This window comes from Microbispora rosea, from assembly GCF_044460045.1.
Lineage (GTDB): Bacteria > Actinomycetota > Actinomycetes > Streptosporangiales > Streptosporangiaceae > Microbispora > Microbispora rosea.
In genome coordinates this window covers 106,938-129,202 of the sequence record NZ_JBITJO010000001.1, presented here as the reverse complement: position 1 = coordinate 129,202, position 22,265 = coordinate 106,938, and the positions used below count along the sequence as shown (strand labels likewise).

General features: G+C 72.3%; 16 protein-coding genes. 13 read left to right on the top strand and 3 right to left on the bottom strand.

What is annotated here, in order from left to right:
• Positions 1–1,964: galactose-binding domain-containing protein (locus ACIBK1_RS00590; RefSeq protein ID WP_396731253.1), on the top strand; the 1,964-nt coding region annotated here is incomplete at its 5' end.
• 79 nt (positions 1,965–2,043) lie between these two features.
• Here ACIBK1_RS00590 and ACIBK1_RS00585 read toward each other — a convergent pair.
• Positions 2,044–3,363, bottom strand: coding sequence for an ATP-grasp domain-containing protein (locus ACIBK1_RS00585; RefSeq protein ID WP_051762008.1), 1,320 nt, complete (start codon positions 3,361–3,363; stop codon positions 2,044–2,046).
• A 312-nt stretch (positions 3,364–3,675) separates the two neighbouring features.
• Between ACIBK1_RS00585 and ACIBK1_RS00580 the strand changes: the two genes are divergently transcribed.
• From ACIBK1_RS00580 to ACIBK1_RS00525, 12 genes are all read left to right on the top strand, one after another.
• Positions 3,676–3,984, top strand: coding sequence for a chorismate mutase family protein (locus ACIBK1_RS00580; RefSeq protein ID WP_030509683.1), 309 nt, complete (start codon positions 3,676–3,678; stop codon positions 3,982–3,984).
• Between the two features lie 55 nt (positions 3,985–4,039).
• Positions 4,040–6,115, top strand: coding sequence for an aminodeoxychorismate synthase component I (pabB, locus tag ACIBK1_RS00575; RefSeq protein ID WP_396731250.1), 2,076 nt, complete (start codon positions 4,040–4,042; stop codon positions 6,113–6,115).
• 2 nt (positions 6,116–6,117) lie between these two features.
• A complete protein-coding gene (locus ACIBK1_RS00570) occupies positions 6,118–7,266 on the top strand; it encodes a prephenate dehydrogenase/arogenate dehydrogenase family protein (protein WP_396731247.1) in 1,149 nt (382 codons plus the stop codon).
• A 5-nt stretch (positions 7,267–7,271) separates the two neighbouring features.
• Positions 7,272–8,963: a class I adenylate-forming enzyme family protein gene (locus tag ACIBK1_RS00565; RefSeq protein WP_030509686.1), complete on the top strand. Its 1,692-nt coding sequence runs from the start codon at positions 7,272–7,274 to the stop codon at positions 8,961–8,963.
• 176 nt (positions 8,964–9,139) lie between these two features.
• Positions 9,140–10,222 (top strand): 3-deoxy-7-phosphoheptulonate synthase, encoded by a 1,083-nt coding sequence (gene aroF / locus ACIBK1_RS00560; RefSeq protein ID WP_051762009.1) that lies wholly within the window; start codon positions 9,140–9,142, stop codon positions 10,220–10,222.
• A 298-nt stretch (positions 10,223–10,520) separates the two neighbouring features.
• Positions 10,521–12,566: a molybdopterin oxidoreductase family protein gene (locus tag ACIBK1_RS00555; RefSeq protein ID WP_036407697.1), complete on the top strand. Its 2,046-nt coding sequence runs from the start codon at positions 10,521–10,523 to the stop codon at positions 12,564–12,566.
• Positions 12,563–14,044 (top strand): FAD-dependent oxidoreductase, encoded by a 1,482-nt coding sequence (locus ACIBK1_RS00550; protein ID WP_396731244.1) that lies wholly within the window; start codon positions 12,563–12,565, stop codon positions 14,042–14,044. The genes ACIBK1_RS00555 and ACIBK1_RS00550 overlap by 4 nt, the downstream gene beginning before the upstream one ends.
• Positions 14,045–14,080: 36 nt before the next feature.
• On the top strand, positions 14,081–15,580 hold the full coding sequence (locus ACIBK1_RS00545; RefSeq protein WP_396731241.1) for an MFS transporter: 1,500 nt from the start codon (positions 14,081–14,083) through the stop codon (positions 15,578–15,580).
• A 316-nt stretch (positions 15,581–15,896) separates the two neighbouring features.
• Positions 15,897–17,123, top strand: coding sequence for an ATP-grasp domain-containing protein (locus ACIBK1_RS00540; RefSeq protein WP_396731238.1), 1,227 nt, complete (start codon positions 15,897–15,899; stop codon positions 17,121–17,123).
• Positions 17,120–18,403 (top strand): MFS transporter, encoded by a 1,284-nt coding sequence (locus tag ACIBK1_RS00535; protein ID WP_396731235.1) that lies wholly within the window; start codon positions 17,120–17,122, stop codon positions 18,401–18,403. Before ACIBK1_RS00540 ends, ACIBK1_RS00535 begins: the two co-directional genes overlap by 4 nt.
• Positions 18,404–18,416: 13 nt before the next feature.
• Positions 18,417–19,223 carry a cupin domain-containing protein gene (locus ACIBK1_RS00530; RefSeq protein WP_051762012.1) on the top strand — a complete coding sequence of 269 codons (807 nt, stop codon included), beginning with the start codon at positions 18,417–18,419 and terminating at the stop codon, positions 19,221–19,223.
• A gap of 139 nt (positions 19,224–19,362) precedes the next feature.
• Positions 19,363–20,313, top strand: coding sequence for an aldo/keto reductase (locus ACIBK1_RS00525; RefSeq protein ID WP_081903734.1), 951 nt, complete (start codon positions 19,363–19,365; stop codon positions 20,311–20,313).
• 34 nt (positions 20,314–20,347) lie between these two features.
• Here ACIBK1_RS00525 and ACIBK1_RS00520 read toward each other — a convergent pair whose 3' ends face one another.
• Together ACIBK1_RS00520 and ACIBK1_RS00515 are read right to left on the bottom strand one after the other, a co-directional pair.
• A complete protein-coding gene (locus tag ACIBK1_RS00520; protein ID WP_231514002.1) occupies positions 20,348–21,034 on the bottom strand; it encodes a response regulator transcription factor in 687 nt (228 codons plus the stop codon).
• A gap of 126 nt (positions 21,035–21,160) precedes the next feature.
• Positions 21,161–22,249: a sensor histidine kinase gene (locus ACIBK1_RS00515; protein ID WP_030509696.1), complete on the bottom strand. Its 1,089-nt coding sequence runs from the start codon at positions 22,247–22,249 to the stop codon at positions 21,161–21,163.
• Positions 22,250–22,265: the final 16 nt, after the last annotated feature.

Here is a 22,265-nt window from a genome sequence, read left to right as displayed (position 1 = left end):
CGAGCGCGTTCAGCGACCCGCAGTGGATCCAGGTGGATCTGGGCAGCTCGCAGCAGGTCTGCAAGGTGATTCTGAACTGGGAGACCGCTCGCGCGCAGACCTTCAAGATCCAGGTGTCGCCGGACGGGTCGTCGTGGTCGGACGCGACCGCCACGGTGACCGGTGTCGCCGGGACGCAGTCGCTCGACGTGTCGGCGACCGGCCGCTACGTGCGGATGTACGGGCTCACCCGCGCCACGGCGTACGGCTACTCGCTCTGGGAGTTCGCCGTCAACACCACGGGCGGCGGTGACGACGGCGGCGGCGATCTCCCCGGCGGCGGCGACCTCGGGCCGAACGTGAAGGTCTTCGACCCGTCGATGTCGAGCGCGAGCATCCAGGGCACACTCGACACCATCTTCGGCCAGCAGGAGTCGAACCAGTTCGGCAGCCAGCGCTACGCGCTGCTGTTCAAGCCGGGCACCTACAGCGGCCTCAACGCCCAGATCGGCTTCTACACCTCGATCGCCGGTCTCGGCCAGTCGCCCGACAACGTGACGATCAACGGTGACATCACCGTCGACGCCGGGTGGTTCAACGGCAACGCCACCCAGAACTTCTGGCGGTCGGCGGAGAACCTGGCCGTCGTCCCGGTCAACGGCACCGACCGGTGGGCCGTGGCCCAGGCCGCGCCGTTCCGGCGGATCCACGTGCGCGGCGGGCTGAACCTCGCCCCCAACGGGTACGGCTGGGCCAGCGGCGGCTACATCGCCGACAGCAAGATCGACGGCACGGTCGGCCCGTACTCCCAGCAGCAGTGGTTCACCCGCGACAGCACCATCGGCGGCTGGACCAACGCCGTGTGGAACATGGTGTTCTCCGGCGTCGTCGGCGCCCCGGCGCAGAGCTTCCCGAACCCGCCGTACACGACGCTCGCGACCAGCCCGGTCACCCGCGAGAAGCCGTACCTGTACGTGGACTCGGGCGGCGCCTACCGCGTCTTCGTCCCCTCGCTGCGGACCAACTCCAGCGGTGTGAGCTGGGCGAACGGCGCGACCCCCGGCACGTCGATCCCGCTGACGCAGTTCTATGTCGCCAAGCCGTCCGACAGCGCCGCCACGCTCAACCAGGCGCTGAGCCAGGGCCTCAACCTGCTGTTCACGCCCGGCATCTATCACCTCAACCAGACGCTCAACGTGACCCGGGCGGACACGGTGGTCCTCGGGCTCGGCTACGCCACGCTGATCCCGGACAACGGAGTCGTCGCGATGAACGTCGCGGACGTCGACGGCGTGAAGATCGCCGGTCTGCTCTTCGACGCCGGCACGGTCAACTCACCGGTGCTGCTGCGGGTCGGCCCGGACGGCGCCTCGGCGAGCCACGCCGGCAACCCCACCTCGATCCAGGACGTGTTCTTCCGGATCGGCGGCGCGGGACCCGGCTCGGCCACGACCAGCGTGGTCGTGAACAGCGACAACACGATCATCGACCACATCTGGGCGTGGCGGGCCGACCACGGCGCGGGCGTGGGCTGGAACACCAACCCCGCCGACACCGGCCTGATCGTCAACGGCGACAACGTCACGGCGTACGGCCTGTTCGTCGAGCACTACAGGAAGTACGAGGTGATCTGGAACGGCCAGGGCGGTAAGACGATCTTCTTCCAGAACGAGCTGCCCTACGACCCGCCGAACCAGGCGTCGTGGATGAACGGCTCGACCCGGGGCTACGCCGCCTACAAGGTGGCCGACAGCGTGACCAGCCACGAGGCCTGGGGCATGGGCAGCTACTGCAACTTCAGCACCGACCCCTCGATCGTGGCCGAGCGCGGCTTCGAGGCCCCGAACAGATCCGGGGTGAGGTTCCACGACCTGCTCACGGTGTCGCTGGGCGGGGTCGGCACGATCGCCCACGTCATCAACGACACGGGCGGCGCGGCCCAGGGCACGGCCACCGTTCCGGTCAACGTGGTCAGCTACCCCTGACGGTCGCCGGCCCCTGACAGCAGGGCGCGGCGGGAGGCTCGTCGCCTCCCGCCGCGCTCCGCGCGTCCACGGGGATCCACTACATCCGGGCGCCGGCGGGCTCGAGCGTGTGGATCCGCACGGCGTGCCGTACGCGCATCTCGAGCTCGTCCAGCTCGGCCGGGGTGGCCGCGTCGATGAGGAACGTCACCGCGCGGTCGTCGGAGCTGTGCAGCGGCCCGAGCTCGGCGCCCCGGTCCTTGAGCACGAGCACGGCGCGCAGGGTGGGCGGGTCGTCCGGGGCGCCGGGCTCGACCTCGGGCCACAGGCCGCCCTCGCCCACCCAAGCCGGTGAGATACCCGGCCAGTCCACCGTCACGTCGCCGAGCCGTCCGGGCTCGTGCTCCAGGTAGACCTGCCGGGCGTACCGGCGCGGCGCGGGATAGTCCGCGGGCTCTCCCAGGGCGATGCGGATGATCTCCGGCTCCATCGGGGCGCCGGTCGCGAGCGAGTAGAGGATCGACAGGCCGTCGCCGGGAGTGCGCGCGGCCACCTCCATCAGGTAGGGGCGGCCCGCGTCGTCCACCCGCCACTCGGCGTGCGCGATGCCGTCGGCGAAGGCCAGCCGTTCGAGCATGCGCCGGTTGGCGTCGAGGATGATCCGGTTGACGCCCTCCAGCTCGTTCGGGACCGAGTGGGACAGCTCGACGAAGGTGCGGGTGCCCGACTCGGTCGTCTCCTTGCGGGTCACCGAGGCGAAGACGACCCGGCCGTCCTGCACCAGGCTCTCCACGGAGAACTCCTGGCCGGTCACCTTCTCCTCCACCAGCACCGTCTCGTGCGGCAGGTACGCGTCGAGCTGGGCGCGCAGCTCGGCCGGGTCGCGGACGGTCTCCACACCCGAGCTGGAGTGCCGGCTCGCGGGCTTGACCACGGCGGGGAACGAGACGCCGGCGGCGGTGAACGTCGCGCGCTCGGCCGGGGGGACGACCACCGAGGCCGGGCTGAACTCCGGCAGATACCACCGCTGGAGGTACTTGCTGCGGCAGGCGCGGGTGGCCCGCAGTCCGGGGGAGGGCAGGCCGAGAGCGTCGGCGAGCAGGCCGGTCGGCTCGACCAGCGTCTCGCCGACCGCGTAGACGCCGGTGATGTCGTAGCGGTCCCGCCACGCCCGTACGCCGGAGATCACGCCGGCGGTGAACGAGTTGTCCGTGTTGACGTCGCCGTCGGTGAAGGCGATCTCCTCGATGACCGATGCCGGGTGCTCGGGGTCGCGCATCTGGGCCAGGGCCTGCTCACGCCAGGAGGCCGGCGTGACCACGAGGATCCGCAGCCCGCGGCGGGACAGTTCGCGCAGATAAAGAGGGGCCCGGCAGATCACCAGGAATGATCCGGTAAGTACGAATGCTCGAGGTTTCACTTTCGCCACCGCCGTTTCTCGCACGTGCTCACAGGCACTTCGCGAACGGACATTAGTTCCGCCATTTTTGGACGGTCAACGAAATTTCCCGATCATTCGGGATGACCCGTTTCCCGATAGGGGTGGACCGGGGTCGCCGGCCGGCCTTCGTCCCTCCGACCTCGGGGGTACCGAGAAGTCCGAGGTCGTCCCGGATTGTCCGGCCGTGCTGTGGGGCCGTTAGGGGTTGTGAGAAATGTGCGCCGGATCGAATCCTGAATTAGCCCGACAGGGCCGGAACATCGGTGCACCCCCGATTGGAGGGCTGTTCACATGGCTGGCAACGGCGCCGGAGAAGACGGTCTGGAGACGCTGCGGGCCTCACTCGACCGCATCGACGAGTCGCTACTCGACACCCTGCGCAGGCGTATCGAGTGCTGCGTGGAAATCGCGCATTTCAAGCGCGAGCACAACGTCCCGATGATGCAGCCCCACCGCATCGGCATCGTGCAGCGGCGGGCCGCCCGATACGCGCAGGACCACGGAATCGACCCCGACTTCCTGCGCCGCCTCTACGAACTCGTCATCGCGGAGACCTGCAGGGTCGAGGACCTGGTGATCGGCGATGTCGCCGCTCGGTGAGCGCGGCGCCGGCGGCTCACCCGGCTATTCCGACACGGCTTGGAGGAACCCCGGAATGAGAACGATCCTGATCGACAATTACGACTCGTTCACCTACAACCTCTACCAGCTCCTGGGTGAGGTGAACGGACAGCCGCCGGTCGTGGTGCGCAACGACGCCGACTGGTCCCAGGTGCCGATCCACGAGTTCGACAGCGTCGTGATCTCCCCGGGTCCCGGCCGGCCCGAGCGGGCCCGCGACTTCGGCGTGAGCGCGCGGGCCATCCGCGAGAGCGGGCTGCCCGTGCTCGGCGTCTGCCTCGGCCACCAGGGCATCTGCCACCTGTTCGGCGGGACCGTCACCCACGCGCCGCAGCCGATGCACGGCCGCGTCTCGCAGGTGCGCCACACCGGCGCCGACATCTTCGCCGGGCTGCCCTCGCCGTTCTCGGTCGTGCGCTACCACTCGCTGGCCGCCACCGACCTGCCGGACGAGCTGGAGGCCGTGGCCTGGACCGACGACGGCGTCGTCATGGGGGTCCGGCACCGCACCGAGCCCGTCTGGGGCGTCCAGTTCCACCCCGAGTCGATCAGCAGCGAGCACGGCCGCGAGCTGCTGGCCAACTTCCGCGACCTCGCGCTGGCCCACCGCCGGGCCAGGGAGGAGCGCGCCGCCGCCGCCCGCTCGCCCTACCGGGTGCACGTGCGCAGGCTGCCGCTGCTGCCGGACGCGGAGACCGCCTACCGCGAGCTGTTCGCGGGCAAGGAGCACGGCTTCTGGCTCGACAGCAGCTCGGTCATCGAGGGGCTGTCGCGGTTCTCGTTCATGGGCGACGGCTCCGGGCCGCTCGCCGAGTACGTCACCTACCGGGTGGCGGAGGGAACGGTCACCGTACGCCGGGCCGACGGGTCGCGGCAGCGCGTCGAGCAGCCGTTCTTCGAGTACCTCGACGAGCAGCTGCGTGAGCGCGCCGTGCCGGCGCCCGAGGGCCTGCCGTTCGACTTCAACCTCGGGTACGTCGGCTACCTGGGCTACGAGCTCAAGGCCGAGGCGGGCGGCCAGGCCGCGCACCAGGCCGAGGAGCCCGACGCGGCGCTGCTGTTCGCCGACCGGATGCTCGTGCTCGACGACGTGGAGGGCGTCTGCTACCTGCTCGCGCTGACGACGAGCGCGGACGGGGACACCGACGGCGGCGCGATCGCCTGGCTGGACGAGGCCGCGGCGCGGCTGTTCTCCCTGCCGAGGCACGAGCCGGCCGAGCCGGCCGCGTTCGCGGGGGTCGGCATGACCGACCCGGCGATCGCCGGCGCGGTCGAGATGCGGCACGACAAGCAGGGCTACCTCAGCCGGATCGGCGAGTGCCTGGAGGAGATCTACCACGGCGAGTCCTACGAGATCTGCCTGACCAACGCGGTCACCGTCCGGGCCGAGATCGACCCGCTGCGGACCTACAGCCACCTGCGGAAGATCAGCCCGGTGCCGTACGGCGCGCTGCTCGACTTCCCCGACGTCGCGGTGCTCAGCGCCTCGCCCGAGCGGTTCATGACGATCGGCCCCGACCGGGTCGCCGAGTCCAAGCCGATCAAGGGCACCCGGCCGCGCGGCGCGACGCCCGAGGAGGACGAGGCGCTCCGCCACGACCTGCTCAGCCGCGAGAAGGACCGCGCCGAGAACCTCATGATCGTCGACTTGATCCGCAACGACCTGAACACCGTCTGCGAGGTCGGGTCGGTGCACGTGCCCCGGCTCTTCCACGTCGAGACGTACGCGCCGGTGCACCAGCTCGTCTCCACGATCCGCGGCACGCTGCGGCCGGAGGAGTCGGTGGTGACCTGCGTGCGGGCCGCCTTCCCCGGCGGGTCGATGACCGGCGCTCCCAAGATCCGCACGATGGAGATCATCGACCGCCTGGAGGAGGGCCCGCGCGGCGCCTACTCCGGCGCGCTCGGCTGGTTCTCCCTCGGCGGGGCCACCGACCTCAGCATCATCATCCGCACTCTCGTCGCCACCCGCGACCGGGTCAGCTTCGGCGTCGGCGGCGCGATCGTGGCCCTGTCGGACCCCGAGGAGGAGTTCGAGGAGACGGTCGTCAAGTCCCGCGCCATGATCACCGCGGTGCTCGAAACCGCGGCCCAGGCCGTGGGGGCCTGACGATGGACCGCGGGGACCACACGACGGCCTGTGACCGCCCGGCGGCGGATCACGGGGAGACGGGCCTGCTGCGGCGCTGCGTCGTCGTCGGCGGCGCGGGCGCCGTGGGCGGCCTGTTCGCCGAGCACCTGCTGCGGTCCGGCGCCGAGGTGCTCGTCGTCGACCCCGCGCCCGGCGCGGCCCCCGGGGCATCGGCCGCCGGGTCCGCGCGGGCCGTGAACGTCGCCTCGCAGGATGTCACGGCCGGGAGCCCCGCCGGGGCGCCCCCGGCCGGTGAGGCGAGGGTCCTGCGGGGCGACATCACGGACATCGGGCCCGAACTCGCCGGCGAGATCGGGCGGGCCGACCTGGTCCTGCTCGCGGTGCCCGAGCAGGTGGCGCTGGCGGCGGTGAAGCAGGTGGCCGCGGCGATGCGGCCGGGCGCGCTGCTCGCCGACACGCTCTCGGTCAAGGGCCCGATCGCCGAGGAGATCCTGGCTCATGCCGGGGACGTCGAGGCGGCCGGTCTCAACCCGATGTTCGCCCCGTCGCTCGGCTTCGCGGGGCGGCCGGTCGCCGCCGTCGTGGTCCACGACGGTCCCCGCGCGAGGGCGCTGCTGCGGCTGGTCGAGAGCTGGGGCGGCCGTGCCGTACGGCTCGGCGCGCACGAGCACGACCGGCTGGCCGCGGCGACGCAGGCGCTCACCCATGCGGCGGTGCTGTCGTTCGGGCTCGCGCTGGCCGGCCTCGGCGTCGGCGTCGCCGAACTGGCCGCTGTCGCCCCGCCGCCCCACGCCACGATGCTCGCGCTGCTGGCCCGGATCGCCGGGGGCACCCCGGAGGTCTACTGGGACGTCCAGTCGGCCAACCCGCAGGCCGCCGCCGCCCGCGCGGCGCTGGCCGAAGGCGTACGCACGCTCGCCGGTCTCCTCGACGGGCGGGCGGACGGGGAGGCGGAGTTCGCGGCGGCCCTGGGCGCGCTGCGCGACCTCCTCGGCCCCGATCTCGGCTTCTACCGCGACACCTGCGCCGAGATGTTCGGCGCACTGCCCTCCTACGAGCCCCGCTCCCCCCACGAGTCCAGCCTCCACGAGCACAGCCACCACGAGCCCAGCCTCAACGAGCACAGTCCCTCCACGAGCACGTCATCTCCCGTCACTACCGAAAGGTGAGATCGATGACCATCTCCATCTCCCACGAGACCGTCCTCACGCCGGAGCAGCGCGCCCGGATCGCCGCGGACCCCGACCTCGGCGGCGGCAACCTGCTGACGAAGGCCATCGAGGCCAACCCGCACCCGGAGCTGCCGTTCATCCACCTGGGCCGGCCGCTGACCAACACCAAGGGTGAGCAGCAGACCGAGTTCAGCCTGCTGGAGCTGGACGAGCTGGCCCAGAGCTGGTCGGTGTGGTACCTCCGCCAGGGCGTACGGCCCCGCGACCGGGTGGCCATCTACCTGGAGGACTCCTTCGCCTACTCCCTGCACTTCTACGCGCTGGCCCAGATCGGCGCGGTGGCGGTGCTGGTCAACAGCAAGGCCTCGCGTTACATCGCCACCGAGCTGTGCCGCCAGACCAACCCCATCGGCATGTACACCGACCTCGCCCATCTGGAGATCCTCGGCGAGGAGTTCCACCTGCTGCCGGGCCTGCGGTGGACGCAGGTGGCCGAGGAGCTGCCCGCGCCCCCGCCCGCCACGCTGCCGCAGGAGGCCCGTTTCCGCCACGTCGGCGAGGACCCGGTCTCGATCCTGCACTCCTCCGGCACCACCGGGCGGCCCAAGCCGGTCATCCAGACCCACCGCTCGTGCGTGGCCGGGCCGCGCTTCCGTCTCGTGGACCACCACGAGCAGCCGGGCGCCGTGATGATGACCGCGCTGCCGCAGTCGCACCTCGGCTGCATCGCCTACACGACGTACGCCATGCTCGGCGGCACGCCGATCGTGCCGTGGTTCGACACCAGCGGCCCCGAGCTGGCCAAGGCCGTCGAGAAGTACCGCCCGACGACCGTCATGGCCTTCGGCCACGCGTACGCCGAGCTGGCCGGCGCGGACCTGCCGGCCGGGACGATCGACTCGGTCAACGTCTGGATCTCCATCGGCGACGCGGTGCACGAGAAGCACATCAAGGCGATCCTCGCCATGCGCGACCCGTCGCTGCCGCCGGCCGCCTTCTTCGACCGCCTCGGCACCACCGAGCTGGGCTGGGGCGTGCTGCTGAAGGTCCGCACGCTGTCCGACGAGCGCAACGACCGGTGCGTGGGCAAGCCGGTCGGCGTCGCCGAGGTCGCCGTGCTGCGCAGGGACGGCACGGTCGCCGACGTCAACGAGGTCGGGCTGCTCGGCGCGAAGGGCCCGGCGATCACCGCCGGATACTGGAGCGACTCCGACACCACCTACCGCAGCAAGCTGTCGGGCTACTGGCTGACCGGCGACATGGCCTACCGCGACGAGGCGGGCAACTACTTCCAGGTCGACCGGGCGGTGGACGCGATCGAGACCCCGACCGGCACCGGCTACTCGGTCTTCATGGAGGAGCTGCTGCTCAACGACCTGCCCGAGGTCCTCGACTGCGCCGTCGTGGCGGGCATCCACCGCGGCCGGACGGTCCCGGTGGCGGTCGTGACGTCCAGCGCCGCCAGGCCGGACGCGCAGAAGCTGCTCAACGAGGCGAACGAGAAGCTGAAGGCCGCCGGTCACCCCGAGCTGACCATGCTGGAGGTCGCGCGCAACGAGGAGGACTTCCCGGTCGGCGTCACCGGCAAGGTCCTCAAGCGCCGGCTGCGGGAGAAGTACAGCTCGCTGTCCACCTACATCCGCGAGAACGGCGGCAAGTCGCTCGGCACGATCCTCACCGACGTCTTCGTCTGATCCCGCCCTGCCGACGCCCCGATCCCCGCCACCCGCACGCGGATCAACGGCGATCCGCACCGATCCGCGCCGCCGGGCCGGAGTTCCCCCCAAGAACCGGCCCGGCGGCGCACACGCGGACGACCCCGCCGCCCCGACACCACGAAGACCCGACCACACGGATGTGGAGAACTGCCATGACTGACGCCGAGCTGTTGCTGGTGTTCGACTCGACGATCGATCCGTCCGGGATCGCCGGGTGGGCCCAGCACTTCGACTCCACCGGCACAACGACCACGACGTACCGTCTGGGCGGGGCGGACGTGATGGTGGCGCAGGGGCCCGGCACCCTGCTGCCCCTCCCGGCCGACCTGCCCCGGCCGCGGCAGACGGCACGGGCGAGCGGCGGCTTCCGGCTCGGCCGGCGCGAGCTGTTCCCCGCCGGCACGGCCGTGAGCATCGGCTCCGCGGTGATCGGGGACGGGGACATCGCGGTCTTCGCCGGGCCCTGCGCCGTCGAGAACCCCGGGCAGATGATGTCCACGGCCAGGGCCGCCGCCCGGCACGGCGCGGTCGGCCTGCGTGGCGGCGCGTTCAAGCCGCGCACCACGCCGTACTCCTTCCAGGGCCTCAAGTGGGCGGGCCTGGACCTGCTGGCGCAGGCCAGGGAGGAGACCGGCCTGCCGATCCTCACCGAGGTGGTCGACCCCCGGCACGTCGACCGGATGGCCGAGGTGGTCGACGGCTTCCAGATCGGCACCCGCAACATGCAGAACTTCGAGCTGCTGACCGAGGTGGGCCGCAGCGGCATGCCGGCCGTGCTCAAGCGCGGCTTCGGCTGCACGGTCGACGAACTGCTCACCGCCGCCGAATACATCCTCGCCGAGGGCAACGACCAGCTCGTGCTGTGCGAGCGGGGGATCAGGACGTTCGAGGGGGCCACCCGCTTCACGCTCGACCTGTCGGCGGTGGCGCTGCTCAAGCGGCGCACCCACCTGCCGGTGATGGTCGACCCCAGCCACTCCCTCGGCATCCCCGAGCTCATCGAGCCGCTCACGCTGGCCGCCGTCGCGGCGGGCGCGGACGCCCTGCTGATCGACGTGCACGTCCAGCCCGAGCAGGCGCTGTGCGACGGCAAGCAGGCGCTGCTCCCCGAGGACTTCGCCCGGCTGATGAGCCGCCTGGAGATGCTCGCGCTCGGCGTCGGCCGCCGCATGGCCCCGGCCCCGGCCGCCGACTACTCCGAGATCCACGACGCCCTCACCCCCGACGTCGTCTAGGGAGTGTCCCGTGATCTTTTGCCGTAGCGAGGATCGTCCAGGTGGATGCCTCGCAAGGCCGAGGAGGAGGCCATAGCGGAGCTATGGGCGACGACGAGAACGCAGCGAGGCGCCATCTGGGCGACCGCAGTAGGCGAAAAAGATCACTGGACACGACCAGGCCCGGCTGCGTACGAGTGCCGGTCGAGGAGGTGGAGCGATGCGCGCGGCGACGAACACGCGCCCGGCGGACACCGCCGACGGCGCCGACGGCACCGCCGTCGACACTCACTGCCCGTACTGCGCGTTGCAGTGCGGCATGACCCTCAGCCCGGCGGGCCGCGCCTCGGTGCGGGTGCGGCCCCGCGACCCGTCCGCGGGCGGACTGTGCCAGAAGGGCTGGGCCGCCGCGGCCCTGCTCGGCTCGCCGGCCCGGCTCACCACGCCGCTCGTCCGGGACGGCGGGACCCTGCGCCCGGCGAGCTGGGACGAGGCACTCGGCCTCGTCGCCCGCAGGATCACGGAGATCGCCGCGGAGCGCGGGCCCGACGCGGTCGCGGTCTTCGGCGGCGGCGGACTCACCAACGAGAAGGCATATCTGCTCGGCAAGTTCGCCCGGGTGGCGCTCGGCACCTCCCAGATCGACTACAACGGCAGGTTCTGCATGTCGTCGGCGGCGGCCGCGGCGCACCGCGCCTTCGGCCTCGACCGGGGGCTGCCGTTTCCCCTGGCCGACCTGGAGGGCGCGGACGCGGTGCTGCTCGCCGGGGCCAACCCGGCCGAGACGATGCCGCCGTTCCTGTCCCACCTGCGCCGCGCCATGGACGCCGGGGGGCTGATCGTGGTCGATCCCCGGCGCACTCCGACGGCCGAGCGCGCGGCGCTGCACCTCGCGCCGGCCCCGGGCACCGACCTCGCGCTCGCGCTCGGCATCCTCCACGCCGCCGTGAGCGACGGCCACCTCGACCAGGCGTACGTCGCCGAGCGGACGACGGGCTTCGAGGAGACCTGGCGGGTGGCCGCCGCCTGGTGGCCCGAGCGGGTCGAGCGGGTGACCGGCGTCGCCGCCGCCGACCAGCGCAGGGCCGCCGCGATCCTGTCCGAGGCCGCGAGCGCGTACGTGCTGACCGCCAGGGGGGTGGAGCAGCACGCCACGGGCGTGGACACGGCCGGGGCCTGGATCAACCTGGCGCTCGCGCTGGGCCTGCCCGGCCGCCGTGGCTCGGGCTGGGGCTGCCTGACCGGCCAGGGCAACGGCCAGGGCGGGCGCGAGCACGGGCAGAAGGCCGACCAGCTGCCCGGCTACCGGCGGATCGACGACCCGGCGGCCCGCGCCCACGTGGCACGGGTGTGGGGGGTCGAGCCGTCCGCGCTGCCCGGCCCGGGACGGTCCGCGTTCGAGCTGCTCGACGCGCTCGGCACCTCCGGCGGCCCGTCCGCGCTGCTGGTCTTCGGCAGCAACCCGGTCGTGTCGGCGCCGCACTCGTCCCGGGTGGCCGAGCGGCTGGCCGCGCTCGACCTTCTCGTGGTCTCCGACATCGTGCTGTCGGAGACGGCCAGGGCCGCCGACGTGGTCCTGCCGATCACGCAGTGGGCCGAGGAGGACGGCACGCTGACCAACCTCGAAGGGCGCGTGCTGCTGCGCCGCCGCGCGCTGACCCCGCCGCCCGGGGTGCGCACCGACCTGGAGGTCCTGCACGACCTGGCCGTACGGCTCGGGCAGCCGCCCGAGCGCTTCCCCGCCGACCCCGAGACGGTCTTCACCGAGCTGCGGGCGGCGTCGGAGGGCGGCCCCGCCGACTACTCGGGCGTGACCTGGGACCGGCTGCGCGCCGGGGAGCGGCTCCACTGGCCCGTTCCGGCCGGGCCCGCATTCCGCCGGCCGGGGCATCCGGGGACGCCGCGGCTGTTCCTGGACCGGTTCGCCCATCCCGACGGGCGGGCCAGGTTCGCCGCCGTGGACCACAAAGGGCCGGCCGAGCCGCCGGACGAGGAGTTCCCCCTGTACGCGATCACCGGGCGGGTGCTCCAGCACTACCAGTCGGGTGCGCAGACCCGGCGCGTGGAGGAGCTGCGCGCGGCCGTGCCCGAGGCGTACGTCGAGGTGCACCCGGACACCGCACGCCGGGCCGGGCTGGGCGACGGCGCGGCGGCGGCGGTCGCGGGCAGGCGCGGGCGGGTCGTCGCGACGGTGCGCTGCGTGCCGTCGATGCGGCCCGACGTGGTCTTCCTGCCGTTCCACTTCCCGGGCGCCCAGCGCGCCAACCTCGTGACGAATCCGGCGCTCGACCCCGTCAGCCGGATGCCCGAATTCAAGGTCTGCGCCGTACGGCTGACGCCGGCGGGGGAACGGGAGGCGCAGTGAAAACCAGGGTCGTGATCGCCGGGTACGGCATGGCCGGCGCCCGGCTGGCGGAGGAGATCCGCCGCGGGGACCCGGCGGGAGAGCGCGTCGCGATCGTCGCGATCGGCGACGAGCCGCACCCGCCGTACAACCGGGTCCTGCTGTCGAACGTGCTGGCGGGCGCGATGTCCGCTGACTCGGTGCGGCTGCAGGAGGAGGGCTGGGCCGCCGCGCACGGCGTCGAGGTGCGCCGGGGCCGCGAGGTCGTCTCGATCGACCGGGCCGGGCGCGCCGTCGCCCTCGACGACGGCACCCGGGTCGGCTACGACGTGCTCGTGCTGGCGACCGGCGCCCGTGCGTGGGTGCCACCGGTGGAGGGGCTGACCGGCGACGACGGCGGTCTCACCCCCGGCGTGGCGACGTTCCGCACGCTGGACGACTGCGCCGCGATCGCGGCCGGAGCGCGCGGCGGCGTGCGCGTGGCCGTGCTCGGCGGCGGCCTGCTCGGCCTGGAGGCGGCACGCGGCCTGGCGGCGCGCGGCAACACCGTCACCGTCGTCCATCCGCGCCGCCACCTGATGGAGCGCCAGCTCGACGACGGTGCGGGCCAGGTGCTCGCCCAGGTCCTGCGCGGCCTCGGCGTCCGGGTGCTGCTGAACTCGCGGGCGGCCCGCTACCTGCCCGGCGACGGGCTGAAGCTGGACGACGGCCGGCTGGTCGAGGCCGACCTCCTCGTCGTGGCGGCGGGCGTGCGCCCGCAGACCGCGCAGGCGTCGGCGGCCGGGCTCGCGGTCGACGGCGGCGTGCTGGTGGACGACGACCTGCGCACGAGCGACCCGCTGATCCACGCCATCGGCGACTGCGCCCGGCATCCCGGCACGGTCCCCGGTCTGGTGCAGCCCGCCTGGGAGCAGGCCGCCGCGCTGGCCGCGCTGCTCACCGGCACGCGCTCGCCGTACCGCGGCACGAAGGTGGTGACCCGGCTCAAGGCGAGCGGGGTGGACCTGGCCGCGCTCGGCGACGTGCACGCCGCGCCCGACGACCCCCGCGCCGAGGTGCTGTGGCTGAGCGAGCCGGCCCGGGGCCGCTACGCCAAGCTCGTCGTCCGCGACGAGCGGGTCGCGGGGGCCATCGCGCTCGGCGTGCCCGACGCCGCCGCCACGATCACCCAGTACTACGACCGCGGCCTGCCCGTGCCGCCCGACCGGCTCGCGCTGCTGCTCGGGCGGGCCATGCCGTACGGCGAGGGCGGGGCCCCCGGCGGCGGGGACGCGGCGGCGCTGCCGGGGACGAGCGTGGTGTGCCGCTGCAACGCGGTCAGCAAGGACAGGCTGGTCGCCGCGTGGCGATCCGGAGCCCGCGACCTGACCGCGCTCGCCTCGGCCACCCGGGCGACCACGGGCTGCGGCACCTGCGCCGACACGGTGTGCGGCATCGCCCGCTGGCTCGCCCGCGCGGACAAGGAAGAAGCCGCGGGGGTGGCGCATGCCCCGTCCTGAGACCCCGACGACGACCACGCTGACGAGGAGATCCGCATGAGTGACACGACGACGACGGCGGCCGCGCGGCGCGGCCGCGGATGGATCGAGCACTGGAACCCGGAGGACGAGGAGTTCTGGGAGACCACCGGCCGCCGGGTGGCCCGGCGCAACCTGATCCTTTCGGTCTTCACCGAGCACCTGGGCTTCGCGATCTGGGTGCTGTGGTCGGTGGTGGTGCTGAGCCTGCCCGCCGCCGGGCTGCCGATGAGCGTGTCGGAGTCGTTCTGGCTCGTCTCCGCGCCCAACCTGGTCGGCGCGGCGATCCGGATCCCGTACACGTTCGCGGTGCCGCGCTTCGGCGGCCGGGTGTGGACGACGATATCGGCGGCGCTGCTGCTGGTCCCGTCCTCGCTGCTGGCGTTCGTCGTGCCCAGCGGGTGGCTGGCCGCGCAGGACCACGACACGAGGTTCTGGGTCCTGCTCGCCTGCGCCGCCGTGGCGGGCGTCGGCGGCGGCAACTTCTCCTCCTCGATGGCGAACATCTCGTTCTTCTATCCGGAGCGGCGCAAGGGCTTCGCGCTCGGCCTCAACGCGGCCGGCGGCAACCTCGGCGTCGCGGTCGTGCAGCTCCTGGTGCCGCTGGTGGTCGTCGCCGGCGTGCCCGTGGCGGCGTCGGGCACGCGGGTCCACCTCGCGTACGCCGGCCTGGTGTGGATGCCGTTCATCGTGATCGCCGGGATCGGCGCCTGGCTGTTCATGGACAGCCTCGCCGAGGCCAAGGCCGACCCCCGGTCGTACGCCGCGGCGCTGCGGCACGGGCAGACCTGGGTCGTGTCGCTGCTCTACGTCGGCACGTTCGGCTCGTTCATCGGGTTCTCCTTCGCGCTGCCGCTGGTGATCAGGACGACGTTCCCGGAGTTCCTGGCCCAGCATCCGTTCATCCGCGACTACCTCGCCGGGCTGGGCTTCGTCGGGGCGCTGGTCGGCTCCGTCGCCCGGCCGCTCGGGGGACGGCTGTCCGACCGGTACGGCGGGGCCCGGGTCACGCTGGCCGTCTTCGCCGGGATGGTGGTGGCGACGGTCGCGGCGGCGGGCGGGGTGATGCGCCACGACTTCGGCCTGTTCTTCTGCTCCTACCTGGTCGTCTTCGCCTGCTCCGGGGTGGGCAACGGCTCGACGTACCGGATGATCCCGGTGATCTTCGGCGAGCTGGGGCGCAGGGAGGCGGCCAGGCGCGGTCTCGACCCGGCGCTGACCGCGCCGGACTACAAGCGCAGGGCGGCGGCCGTGATCGGCATCGCCGGGGCGATCGGCGCGTTCGGCGGGTTCCTGATCCAGCAGGTGTTCCGCCTGGCGAGCACCGACGCGGCGAGCGCGATGAAGAGCGTCACCGGAGCCGCCGCGGCCCGCGTCGCCCAGGAGCACGCGGGCTGGTCGCTGCCCGCCCTGTGGATCTTCGTCGGCGCCTACGTGCTGCTCTCCGGGCTCACGTGGTGGACCTACCTGAGGCGCGGGCCGAGCCGCGCGCCGAGCTTCGCCTACGCCCGAGTGTGAATTTTCGTAGCACCCCGGCGTAACCAAAGTTGTAGGCCGTATGCCCCTTCCGTCATCCGGCCCGGTCATTAGGGTGCGCGGCCGTTGTGGCGGTCATACGCGCGTGCCAGCGTGCTGGTCAGAGGGCCCGCGAGACGGCTCGAACGGGATGTGGAGGGATTTCGATGGCACGTCGCATTCGCGTCGGCAAGCCGACCAGGAAGCCCCAGTCGAACGCGCCCGACCTCCGCACCCCGTCGGGCCGCGAGCTGCCCTACTGACCGAGACCCACGCACAGCACATCAGCCGCTTCCAGCAGAAAGAGGGGAGGATCCCGGTGAGCAATCTCGTCATGGTCATGCCCTACCGGGCGTTCGTCATCAAGGCCCGTGAGGAGGGGCACCGGATCTGCGCGGTCTGGGATCCCACCCTGCAGACGCCGGACTACCTGGCCGGCATCGCCGACCTGACCGACGCCTTCGTGCTCGCCGACTTCGGCGACCCCGTCGCGTTCGACCGGACCGTACGGCAGGCGGTGCGCGACTTCGGCGCCGACCTCGTCTACCACATCGGGGCCGAGGAGAGCATGCTCGCGACCTACCGCATCGCGGAGGACCTCGGCAAGGCGGTCAACCCCGCACGCTCGATCGAACTGCTCAACGACAAGCTCCAGCTGCGCCGGCTGCTCGCCGAGCACGACCTGTCGCCGGTGCGGTTCGCCCACGCGGCGCGCTGGCAGGACGTGCCCGCCCTGCTCGACGGCTTCGACCTCCCCGTGGTCGTCAAGCCGACCGAGCTGGCCGGCAGCCGGGGCGTGTACCTGCTGCGCGAGCCCGGCCAGGTCGCCGAATGGGGCGCGCTGCTCGACTCGTACGGCTACGCGGGCCCGGTGCTGGTGGAGGAGTATCTGCGCGGTCCCGAATACAGCGTGGAGTCGCTCAGCGACCACGGCCGCCACCAGGTGGTCGGCGTCACCCGCAAGGTGCTCGGCCCGCCGCCGCTGTTCGTCGAGGCCGGGCACGTGCACCCCGCGCCGGCCGGGCCGGACACCGCGGCGATGGCGGAGCTGACGGTCGAGATGCTGCGGCTGACCGGCTACCAGACCGGCCCGGCCCACACCGAGATCATCTGGACCGCGGCCGGCCCCCGCATCGTCGAGTCGCAGGCGCGGCTCGGCGGCGACCAGATCCCGCGCCTGGTGCAGCTCGCCACCGGGCTGGACATCGAGCGGGCCGTGTTCCGGATCCTCGACGGCAGGGAGCCGGGCACGGTCGAGCGCCGTGCGGTCGCCCACATCTCGTACTTCAGCCTGACCCCCGGCGAGGTCCGCGCCGTCACCGGCGTGGAGGAGGCCAGGGCGCTCGACTTCGTCGACATGCTGGAGTTCCCCTTCCGGCCGGGCGACCGGATCCCGGAGACGGTGGACTGGCGCACCCGGCACGGCTTCGTCGTCGTGACGGGGGAGACCGAGGAGCAGGCCGTCGCGCGGGCGCGGCACGTCCACTCGCTCGTACGGGCCGAGGTGGGCGAGCCCGTCGCGGCCGGGGCGGGCGTGACACCGTGAACCTGGCCGCGCTCCACCCCAATCTGCGCGTCCGCATCGCGGTCGGCTTCCTGCAGCGCCTGCTCGACTCGATGGTCATGTCGTTCATGGCCATCTACCTCGCCTTCGAGTACGGCGTGGCGGTCGCGGGCGTGCTGGTCGTGACCGTCATGGTGCTCGGCGTCGTGGGCACGCTGGCGGGCGGGCACATGTCCGACGCCCGCGGGCGGCGGCGCACGCTGCTGCTCGGCGAGACCGGCGTCTGCGTGACGTTCGCGCTCATGGCGGTCGCCGACTCGCCCGCCTGGCACAGTCCGGCGCTCGTCTACTGCGGCTACCTCGTCAACAAGTTCGCGGCGAGCTTCGCGATGCCGGCGAACGACGCGATGATCCTCGACGTCACGACCCCCGAGAGCCGCAAGCTCGTCTACACGATCAACTACTGGTCGATCAACCTCGCGCTGGCCTTCGGCGCGCTGCTCGGCGGCTTCCTCTACAACGGGCACTTCACGCTGCTGCTGGCCCTGGCCGCCGCGGGCACGGTCGCGATCGCCGCGGCCACGTACTTCCTCATCGCGGAGACCAAGCCGGAGGAGACCGAGCAGGGGCTCGGGGAGACCGGCGCGACGGCCGGGCCGCGCGGATCGATCCTGCGGGACTTCGCCAACGGCTACCGGCTGGTGCTCCAGGACCGCGCCTTCGGCCGGTTGCTGGTCGCCGCCACGCTGTTCATGTCCATCGAGCTGCAGCTGATCAACTACATCGGCGTACGGCTGGCGAGGGACCTGCCGGCGCAGAACCTGCTGTCGATCGGCTCGTGGTCGATCCGCGTGGACGGCGTGGAGATGCTCGGCATCCTCCGCGCGGAGAACACCGTGCTGGTCGTGGCGCTCGCGCTCGTCGCCCACCTCGTGCTGCGCCGGGTGCCCGACCGGGTCCGGATGTATGCGGGGGCGGGGCTGTTCACCGCCGGATACATGGTGCTGGCGGTCAGCGACACCGGCTGGGTCCTGCTCGTGGCCGCGCTGGTGCTCACCGTGGGCGAGCTGATGGACGTGCCGGTGCGGCAGGCGCTGCTCGCCGACATGGTCCCGGCCGCGTCCCGCACCCGCTACATGGCGGTCTACAACCTCAACATCCGGGTGGCCCTGGTGGTCGCGTCGCTGTGCATCACGGTCGGCTCGGTGCTTCCCCCATGGGGCATGGCCGCGCTGTACGGCGTCTTCGGCCTGGTGATCATCTGGCAGTACCACGCGATCCTCACCCCCTCCGCCGCCCGTGCCGAACTCGCGCGGGCGTGACCAGGGAGACCCCATGAACCTGACCATGCAGGACACCCGGCAAGAGATCAGGCGAGAGACCGGCGCGGTGCTGCGGGGCGCGGAGCTGGAGTATCGGCGGCACGGCGACTGCTGGGTGAGCCCGGTGGCCGGCCCGCACATCGGCGCGCGGCACTCCACCGTCGACGCGGTCCGCATCCCCGCGGGCCGCCAGTGGTCGCCGCCCGGCGCGGCGGCGGCCGAGCAGGTCGCGGTCGTGCTGGCCGGCGCGGGCGTCGGCACCGTCGGCTACGAGATCAGCCGGATGCGCGCCGCCTCGGCGCTCTACTCGCCCATGGGCAGCCCGTACTCACTGTCGGCCGGCGACAGGGAGATGACCGTCTACATCTGGAGCGCCGTGCCGTCGCAGGGCGGCACGGCGCCCGCCGTCCGGCCCGGCGCCGGCCAGGCCCTGTTCCGCTCACTGTGGAACGGCGAGACCTGGCTGACGCCGCCCGCCGCGAACGTCCTGTTCCGGCCGGAAGCCGGACACGCGGGGCTCTGCCTGCGCTGCGGGATCATGCTGCCGGGGGAGACGCTCGGCGTCCGCCGGCGGGAGGAGAGCGAGACGGTGCACTTCGTCTTCGAGGGCGAGGGGCAGTTCTTCCTGCACGACCGGTGGGTGGACCTGGGCCCGGGCGACGGCGTCTTCGCACCGCCGGGGGTCCGGCACGGCGCGCGCAACCCCCATACGGGTCGCCTCGCCAGCCGCTTCGTCGTGTTCGGCGGCTCCGTGGCCGAATCGCTGTCATATCCGGCCGATGGTTTGCCGGATTCGCAGCGCGGACGGCCGTGGCAGTAGGGAAAAATAGGGGCGGAAAAATCCGCCTCGCGCAATCTGAGTGGTATCAGGTGCATCCTCGCGTTTCTTGTACCTCCATTACTTTCAGCGGTGTCCACGTGAATGACGAAGCGATATCGAAACTCTTCAAACGGCCACGGTGGAGCGGGTCGCGGGCGGCGTCATGCGGCGCGTGAACCTCGGCGGGCAGGGTCTCGTCTCCACGAGCCTCGGGCTCGGGTGCACCGCGCTGACCGGCGCGTACGGCCCGGTCGACCCCGATGAGGCGATCCGGGTCGTCCTGCGCGCGCTTGACGGCGGCGTGTCGCTGATCGACCTGATCGACGCGGACGGCGAGGCCGAGCGCCTGGTCGGCAAGGCCGTCGCCCACCGGCGCGACGAGGCCCTGATCGCGACCGCACCTGGCACGGCCCGATGGGAGGGGCGAGGCTGCGTGTCCCGCCCCGAGGACCTCGGCCGCGCCTGCGACGCGTCCCTGGCCCGACTGGGCGTGGAGCGCATCGATCTGTTCGTTGTGGACCCCGGCGCCACCGTCGCGCCGATCGAGGAGACGATGGGCGCGGCCGGCCGGCTCCAGGACGCCGGGAAGATCGCGCACATCGGCGTCCGCGGGCTGGACGGCGACCTGTTGCGGCGCGCACACGCGGCGCGGCCCGTCGCCGCCGTCGCGGTGGAGTACTCCCTGTGGCAGCGCCGGGCGGAGTGGGAGGTGCTGCCGGTGGCGCGCGAGCTGGGGATGGGCGTCGTCGCCGGCAGGCCGCTCGGCCGGGGCTTCCTGACCGGCAGGATCACCTCGCCGGTCCAGCTCGGCCCGGGAGACGTGCGCCGCACGGACCCGCGTTTCTCGCCGGAGAGCCTGGAGGCGGAGCTGCTGCGGCTGCGCGACGCCCAGAGGGTGGCGGCCGACATGGACGTCGGCATCGGGCGGCTGGCCATCGCCTGGCTGCTGACGCGCGGCGACGACATCGTGCCGGTGCCGAGCACCCGCGACCTGGTCCACCTGGAGATGAACCTCACCGCGGCCGGCATCCTGCTGCCCGAGCCGGTGAAGGCCCGCCTCGCCGGGACGTATCCGCTGCGGGAGGAGTGAGTTCTCCGCGGACGGGCGCCGCGGCTCGGGGAATCTAGCGCTGTCCCCGCAGGCCCGGGGTGTTCGGGCGGGGGCGGGGCGCCGGCTGGTCGCGGCGCGGCGAGATGAGCGAGGCGGCCAGCGCCTTGTTGACCGCGTCGATCCGGGAGACCGCGCCGAGCTTGGTGAAGATGTTGTGCAGGTGCCGCTTGATCGTCGCCTCGGTGAGCGTGAGCCGGGTGGCGATCTGGTAGTTGCTCAGCGCCTGGGCGGCGAGTTCGAGGATCTCCCGCTCCCTGTCGGTCAGCACCACCTTCGACCCGCCCCCCTGCACCTGGGCGAAGGAGTCGCGCGAGACGGCGAGCACGAGCCGGTCGGGCTCGTTCCTGACGCTCCTGACGGCCGAGATCAGCTCCTGGCGGTGCACGCTCTTGAGCAGGTAGCCGCGGATGCCCGCCGCCAGCAGGCGGCTCAGCAGCTGCGGGCCGTCGTACATGCTGAGGATGATGATCTGCGACTCGGGCGAGATCGCGCGCATGCGGGTCACCGTCTGCGTGGCGTCGTCGCCGGGGATCTCGACGTCGAGGAGGACCACTTCGGGCTGCTCACGCTCGACCAGGGCCACCGCCCCCTCGGAGTCGCCCGCCTCGCCGACGACCTCGAAGTCCTCCTGGGTCTCGAGGATCTCGCGGAGGCCCTCGCGGAACAGCGCGTGGTCGTCGATGACGGCGATTCTGATCATTTTGTCCGATCCGCTCATTCTGCCCCCTCGCCTGGCGGCTCGGGGTCGCATGAGCGAATCGCACTGTGTTGACTGATTCGCTCGCTGCGCTCGCTCATGGTTGTCTGATTCGCTCGCTGCGCTCGCTCATGCCGGGAGCCCTGAGAAGGGCACGTACAGTTCGACGTGCGTGCCGTGGCCCGGCCTGCTGGTGATGGTGGTCGTCCCTCCGATGATCGCGGCCCGTTCCTGCATCGACAGCAGGCCCACTCCGTCCGACCGGCGGCCTCCTTCGGCGAAGCCCAGGCCGTCGTCCTCCACCGACGCCCGCAGTTCGTGGGGGGCGAAGGCGACCCGGATCAGCACCTTGGCGGGGTCGCCGTGCTTGAGCGCGTTCCTGGTCGCCTCACGCAGGATGAGGAAGGACTCGTCACGCACCGCGGGGGAGGCCCACGTCTCGTCCCCGCTGACCCGCAGCCGGATGTCCACCTCGTCCATGTCCACGGTCTCGAGGTAGTAGAGCAGGGCCTTCTCCAGGCTGTTGAGCGGCTCCTGCGGGTGCAGGTCGCTGGTGACCGCGCGCAGGTTCTGCATGGTCTCCAGGATGGCCTGCTGGGCGGTCTCCACTTTGGCGGTCGCCGTCGCGGGCTTGCTCGCCCGATGAAGATCGTACAACTCCAGTTGCCGGTGGGCGACGCTGAGGCCGTGCCCGAGCCGGTCGTGCAGTTCCCTGGCGATCCTGCGGCGCTCCTCGACCTGGGCCTCGTGGACCTTGTCGAGCAGGAAGCTGGAGTAGCTGGCCGAGGCCTCCCTGATCCGTGTCGTGATGCTGCGCTCCAGCCCGAGGACGACCAGTGTGAGCAGCCGCATCGACTCGGCGTCGCCGGGCATGCGCTCCAGCAGGCAGGTCACGACCGCCTGGAACCACACCGACGCCGCGCGGAGCGATTCGTCCGGGTGGACCCCGCTCGCCGCCCTGGTCACCCCCACTTCCCACGCGATCATCTTGTGGGAGTCGCCCACCCTGATGGTGCCGGCCCGCAGAGTCTCCGCGACGTCGTCGAGGATCTGCTCCGCGTTCGCCATCGCCTGTCGCAGGGCGATCGGGTCGCGGCTGATCGGGCTGTCCAGCGCCGCCAGGTTCCGTGCGTACGCTTCGAGAATCTCGGAGCGATGCTCTTCAAGGAATGCCTCGAAGTCCGGGACCGCCGGTCCGAGTTCTCCGTCTCCCGCCAATGGACCCTCCGAGAGG

Excerpts from the sequence above, each read along its gene's own strand:
- ACIBK1_RS00580 (WP_030509683.1), top strand. The coding sequence starts at position 3,676 with ATGGCTGGCAACGGCGCCGGAGAAGACGGTCTGGAGACGCTGCGGGCC.
- pabB (WP_396731250.1), top strand. The coding sequence starts at position 4,040 with ATGAGAACGATCCTGATCGACAATTACGACTCGTTCACCTACAACCTC.
- ACIBK1_RS00570 (WP_396731247.1), top strand. The coding sequence starts at position 6,118 with ATGGACCGCGGGGACCACACGACGGCCTGTGACCGCCCGGCGGCGGAT.
- ACIBK1_RS00565 (WP_030509686.1), top strand. The coding sequence starts at position 7,272 with ATGACCATCTCCATCTCCCACGAGACCGTCCTCACGCCGGAGCAGCGC.
- aroF (WP_051762009.1), top strand. The coding sequence starts at position 9,140 with ATGACTGACGCCGAGCTGTTGCTGGTGTTCGACTCGACGATCGATCCG.
- ACIBK1_RS00555 (WP_036407697.1), top strand. The coding sequence starts at position 10,521 with ATGACCCTCAGCCCGGCGGGCCGCGCCTCGGTGCGGGTGCGGCCCCGC.
- ACIBK1_RS00545 (WP_396731241.1), top strand. The coding sequence starts at position 14,081 with ATGAGTGACACGACGACGACGGCGGCCGCGCGGCGCGGCCGCGGATGG.
- ACIBK1_RS00530 (WP_051762012.1), top strand. The coding sequence starts at position 18,417 with ATGAACCTGACCATGCAGGACACCCGGCAAGAGATCAGGCGAGAGACC.
- ACIBK1_RS00520 (WP_231514002.1), bottom strand. The coding sequence starts at position 21,034 with ATGATCAGAATCGCCGTCATCGACGACCACGCGCTGTTCCGCGAGGGC.